This window comes from Paraburkholderia sp. UYCP14C (assembly GCF_004197395.1).
Taxonomy (GTDB): Bacteria; Pseudomonadota; Gammaproteobacteria; order Burkholderiales; family Burkholderiaceae; genus Paraburkholderia.
Window position 1 is genome coordinate 1 of the sequence record NZ_SELS01000159.1, and the last position, 4,944, is coordinate 4,944.

5 protein-coding genes are annotated in these 4,944 nt (G+C 55.4%); 1 reads left to right on the plus strand and 4 read right to left on the minus strand.

Features of this window, described 5'->3' with window-relative positions; translation table 11 throughout:
• The first annotated feature begins 712 nt into the window (after positions 1-712).
• A complete protein-coding gene (locus tag EVC45_RS43440) occupies positions 713-1,420 on the plus strand; it encodes a hypothetical protein (protein WP_129964208.1) in 708 nt (235 codons plus the stop codon).
• Between the two features lie 437 nt (positions 1,421-1,857).
• Here EVC45_RS43440 and EVC45_RS43445 read toward each other — a convergent pair whose 3' ends face one another.
• The 4 genes from EVC45_RS43445 to EVC45_RS43460 form a co-directional block, all read right to left on the minus strand.
• Positions 1,858-2,514 carry an HAD family hydrolase gene (locus EVC45_RS43445; RefSeq protein ID WP_129964209.1) on the minus strand — a complete coding sequence of 219 codons (657 nt, stop codon included), beginning with the start codon at positions 2,512-2,514 and terminating at the stop codon, positions 1,858-1,860.
• 56 nt (positions 2,515-2,570) lie between these two features.
• Positions 2,571-3,020: a hypothetical protein gene (locus EVC45_RS43450; RefSeq protein ID WP_129964210.1), complete on the minus strand. Its 450-nt coding sequence runs from the start codon at positions 3,018-3,020 to the stop codon at positions 2,571-2,573.
• Positions 3,021-3,525: 505 nt separating this feature from the next.
• On the minus strand, positions 3,526-3,951 hold the full coding sequence (locus EVC45_RS43455) for a hypothetical protein (RefSeq protein WP_129964211.1): 426 nt from the start codon (positions 3,949-3,951) through the stop codon (positions 3,526-3,528).
• Positions 3,952-3,956: 5 nt separating this feature from the next.
• Positions 3,957-4,769: a hypothetical protein gene (locus tag EVC45_RS43460; protein ID WP_129964212.1), complete on the minus strand. Its 813-nt coding sequence runs from the start codon at positions 4,767-4,769 to the stop codon at positions 3,957-3,959.
• Between the last annotated feature and the right edge of the window lie 175 nt (positions 4,770-4,944).

A 4,944-nucleotide genomic window follows, 5' to 3' on the forward strand; every position in this document is an offset into this window, starting at 1 on the left:
CTATCGGCAACTTGAAACAGCTGCCGCTGAACCCGCATCAACTTAAACCAACCAGCCTCCACGATTCCCGGGGCGGTCCATCATCTCGGATCGGAGTGGCGACGAATAGAACGTCGCGCCAAGTTATCGTAGCAACGCGATGAGCTTCTTCAACCACTTAATTGGTTGGGAAGTCGAGATTAGTGCGTTACCGCACATTGGAGCCCGGCGGAATTAACTAACCGAAATACGGGCGGTGTTATCAAAACAGAGGCTAGCGGAATGCGCCCCATGGAAGACTTTGAGTGACCTGCGGATTTTGGAAGCCACTGTCGGAGCCACGTGCGGCGATCTCTTCCGTGTGCGACGGATCGAACCGATTCTGCCGCGGCCGGCTTCTTAACGATGTGTTTCCGTTGACGTACTGGACTCTCGACAATTCATAGATAGTTTTCACCACGCATTGACCGCTACCGTTGAATGCCATGCCGGGCGTCTCGCCACCGTTCGGCGTAGTGTTCCCAGCGTTCACTCGTCACGCAGGGTTGCTTTACTGGTTCTGACCACTTGGCCGACCGTCCGTAGGTGGCCCAGCCAGCGACGATTGAGCAGATTCGGAAATGTTGGGAGGCGTACGAAAAGGCGAGTAAGAAATGTGATTTCCTGTCACCCACTCCCAGCAAGTGACCTCGGCAACACTTTCTCGAGCTTTCCGGCATAAAAGGAGACGAAAATGCAATTGTTGATTGGTTTGCTGTTGGCTGTTATTGCGTCGGTCGCACAAGCCGAATGTGCGTATCAAATCACGGGACCATCTGGGAAGGCGTACGCTGAGGATAGCATTCCGGATTTCGTCGCTTCAGAAATACGGCCCGTTCTGAATACGATTGCACATTCGATTGGCATTGACATTACGAAAGTTTGTGACCAATCGGTCTCAGGAGCGCTCCATTTAACGATGGACACACAGAACTACTACATAGTGAATATCCAGCAACATGTACTCTCTGACGTAGAATCGAAATATACAGACTCTGACGTTTTGCTGAGTCGTTCAAATCTAGAAGCTTATTTCGACACGGCTATGAGCTTTGACACGCTCGAAATGAAGGATAGACAAGATGTGGTCAAAACTCTGGCGTTTTACTTTGCGGAAAGCGCGCGATTCAGTGACGTCGAGCGAATCACTATCGCGCTGCTTGCTGGTGGGTGTAGCCAAGATTGGACGCAGTATGCCCATCTTGTTCGCAGGTGCGGACGCATCTCCGGAAATGCGATTGAGCAAGGGCTTGCAAATAGTGTCTTTCGCGGCGGATCGAATGACAACCTTATTGCGCCCATCTCAGCGGACATGATAGCCCGTTTCAACACAGCAAACCCCAACGACTACGTGAATGTGCCGGCGCCGAATTGTCCACGGAATGCAGCCGCGGGACTCTAAGCTTCACTATCGAGGACTCTCGCGTAAGCAGCCATTCGAGCCCGCATGCCGTTGGGCGCTAGGGATGACCGTAATGGCCGATGACGCGACGCCAGATACCGGCGAGAATGACCGTTCACCGAACGAAGCTGCCTCCTGGATGTCCGAGCGCCGCATCGGGCGATGGTCCCTTCATGGCCGGTCGCTGCCTCATAAGCCAGCGCGTCGTCCAGTTGAGGCGTACTTCAACCGGACGTCAGACCGGCCCGCAAAAACCGTCAGGCTAGGGTTGGCCTCGCCCTTATCTGACGTGCCGTTCCTGATGCCTAAGACCCTAGCTTGACGATCTCGCTGCTAAACGTACGAAAAAGTCCGAATCTTGAGGGCACCCCAAATCCGACGCTCCCGCGAGTCCTGCTGACAGGCCAACTCGAGAAGCTGCGTGGTTCGGTCCTTCGTTACGACAGCCCGACCGACCCGGTCTGGCCCATTGAGACGAAATCTGACTGAACGCGGAGTGCGGGAAGAATCTCGTCCAGCGTCCGAATGTTCGCAGGGACTGCCAGGTGATTTCCCCGTCCCCGCCGGTTCAAATGCAGTGCGTGCAGGCCACTTGCCAATGCACCTTCATAGTCGTCAGCGAATGTGTCTCCCACCATCAGCGCTTCGCTACTGGTAACGTCGAGCCGTTCACACATGCACGAAAAGATGCGCGGATCCGGCTTCATGTGACCGACCTCAAATGACCACGCACAGGCATCTGGCGCGAACGGTAGCAGCCGTAACAACGGTTCCGCGTATGGCGCGGCCAGATTGGACACAATACCAATTCTGAAGCCAGATGCCCGCAAGGCTTCTAGCACCTTGATGGCCTCGGGATACAGTTCAATACTGGCCAACTCAGTCTCAAGCTCCTCTTCCAGCTTGGTCAAATCGACGCCTTGCACATGCAGTTCGAGCGCAGCGTCGCGCAGCGAGAGCGCTCGAGTCATGACCAATTCGCGCGCGCGCCGACGATCCGGATAAAGCTGGGCAAGCTTGGCAAATGGTCGACGTTTGATGCGAATGTCACAGAGGGTGCCGAAGGCGTCGAAGAAGACTGCGTTGAGTGACATGGTATGGACCCCGCAATGACCCTGCTAACTGATTCGACTGGCCGCCGTCGCGGTGGCTAGGTTGCGCATGATGCGTTGGCTCCGTCCTCGCCTGCGAGGACATCGTCAACGTGTCCTGCAAACACGGCCCGGCGCTTTCTGCCTACAAATTCTTTCGCGAACGATTCAAGGAATCCCGTATATCGGCGTGAGCCAACGATGGCTGCCACTTCCTTGTCAAAGATCTCAGGGGTGACCTGGAACATGAAGCGGATAAGCTGATCGACCTGCGCGATCACCAACTGAACATCATCCCCCACGCGAGCAGTTTCCGTTAGCGTACGAACCATGGTTGCCGCCAGACGATCCTCCATCGCGCGCAGTTCTTCCACGATCGACTCATCGGCGAAGTATCGCTCGAGTGCTGCCGCCATGACCGCCGAAACAGACGTTGATCGTTCGTCCGCTGCTGCCTTCAGACGTGCTTTCAGATGCGTATCGAGACGCGCGGTAAGGTGCTCTTTCATGTGTTCCCAATGTGTCACAAGTATCCAGAATTTGGCGAGAATGTAATACGGGCCAAAGCTATACAGTGCGGGGCTTCGGCCTTAAAAATGACGTAGCACGTAACACACTCTTTATGTTCCACTCGACTCATTTTTCGGGGGTTAAGTCAGGATTCCGGGTACACAACGGGTACAAATCGGGCACGGCGACGTTGCCTGGGTACGAAACGGGTACATCCCGGGTACAAAAAGGGGACATTTTTCTAGAATGTCTGCCCGAGCAGGCTCATCCCCATCAAGGGAGTGCGGCACGAGGGCACGCCGTGTGCATTTCGAGGGCAGTACGTGTGCATACCGAATGACCGTGTGCAATCGGTGTGCGTTACGTGTGCAACCAAACCGGCCGCCGTTTAAAGAGTTCGCGCACTCCAGATGCTTTGCTCCAAAAAGATCGCGAACACAGGGATGGCGCTGCTGATTCCGCGAGTGCCGACCTGTGACTAGCACGTGCTCGCTTTTTTATCACTCAATCGAAGATGTCAGAAAGCGAATACGAATGCTGAAATACACCCGTCTGCCGTGCAACGATTTCCTCGATCAATGCGTCTCGGTATTTCGCGAAGTAGTCAGTCAGCTTGTCGCTGGGAATCGAACTTGCATCGATTACACCAGTTGATGCACCAGCTTCACGGTGCAGCGCAAGAGCAAGAACCAGTAACACAGCACCTACAGCGGTGCTCGGGGCGTCTGTCCTATCAAACATGCACTGCATCATGTCCCGAACGATAGCGCGCAGCCATCTGTCGGGAAGGTTCTGCGGCAATGCAGCTTCTGGGCCGCGGGCAAGCACCTCCCGCTGCAGCGAGGCGAGGTCGGTGGGCGCAATATGTCTCGGGCGGCGGCAATTATTCATATGCTTCGTTGTCTCCACATGAATCGTCGACGGCGTCATTGAATTCACCTGCGCAGATGCGCCTGAATTGTGCTCAAGTGAGCACGAGCGACGGCGGCATCACTTCGCGCTTCGCTTCGTTCTCCTGTGCCGTCTACGTCTCGCTTAGACCTTTTTGCTTCACGCTGCGCTGCTATGCGAATGCCACCGGTTGGACGGAACTCCCCTTTCTCATAGCGCCGCAGCAATCCGCGAAACCATCTCACGGGGCTCGTCTTTATGGTGCTGCCATGGTCTAAAGCGTCGGCCAGTTCATCAAGCAACTGCTGCGCGTGATTGTTCGGGATCTTTGCCAGATCATCAGCAATGGCTGCGCGTTCGAGGGGGGGCAGCAAGCGCGGAAAGACCAGCGTTTGATCGAGCGCGGTAGTGGTAGTAGTTGTTATCAGTTCTTCGTCACTACTAGTATTTGTTAGTGTCGGCTTTTCCTGTATTGGGCCAGCCGCGACTGGAAAGTCCACTTCCGGAAAATCCGTACGTGGCGACGGTTCCTGCGCCGTGTCGGCTGGCTGGTCCGTGACTAACCATGTCACTGTCGTGTATCGACCGTGCTGGTCGCGTTCCCGTAGGATCCTCACGTATCCGGCCGATTCCAACTCCCTCACCCCCGCCCGTGTGGCGTCTCGACTGCTGGTCGCTGCCCGCGCTCGGAGCGTTGACAGGTATCGCAGATTGAGTTTGAAATCGCTTGGTAGGTACAAAAGGTACGCAAGCAGACCGAGCGCCTTCCAGCTTATCCGTCGGTCGCGGAGGATGTCATTCTGCAAAAGCGTGAAATCGCTTCTCGTTTTGTGACGAATGATCACTTCGCCGGTCATGCGTGCTGCCCCAAGAATCGTTCGTCGATCAACCGGCCGATGTCCGACGTGCGGAAGTAAATGCGTCGACCGATCTTCACCTTCGCTGCGTTTATCTGTGTATCGGCTCCGGTTGTCTGGACAAGCTTTTGCAGCTCAGGCGGCCAGCTTCATCAGCCTTTCCTGACGGGCTTCG

Bases quoted from the DNA above. Each gene is read 5' to 3' on its own strand.
- EVC45_RS43450 (WP_129964210.1), bottom strand. From the start codon at position 3,020: ATGAAAGAGCACCTTACCGCGCGTCTCGATACGCATCTGAAAGCACGT.
- EVC45_RS43440 (WP_129964208.1), top strand. From the start codon at position 713: ATGCAATTGTTGATTGGTTTGCTGTTGGCTGTTATTGCGTCGGTCGCA.
- EVC45_RS43445 (WP_129964209.1), bottom strand. From the start codon at position 2,514: ATGTCACTCAACGCAGTCTTCTTCGACGCCTTCGGCACCCTCTGTGAC.
- EVC45_RS43455 (WP_129964211.1), bottom strand. From the start codon at position 3,951: ATGACGCCGTCGACGATTCATGTGGAGACAACGAAGCATATGAATAAT.
- EVC45_RS43460 (WP_129964212.1), bottom strand. From the start codon at position 4,769: ATGACCGGCGAAGTGATCATTCGTCACAAAACGAGAAGCGATTTCACG.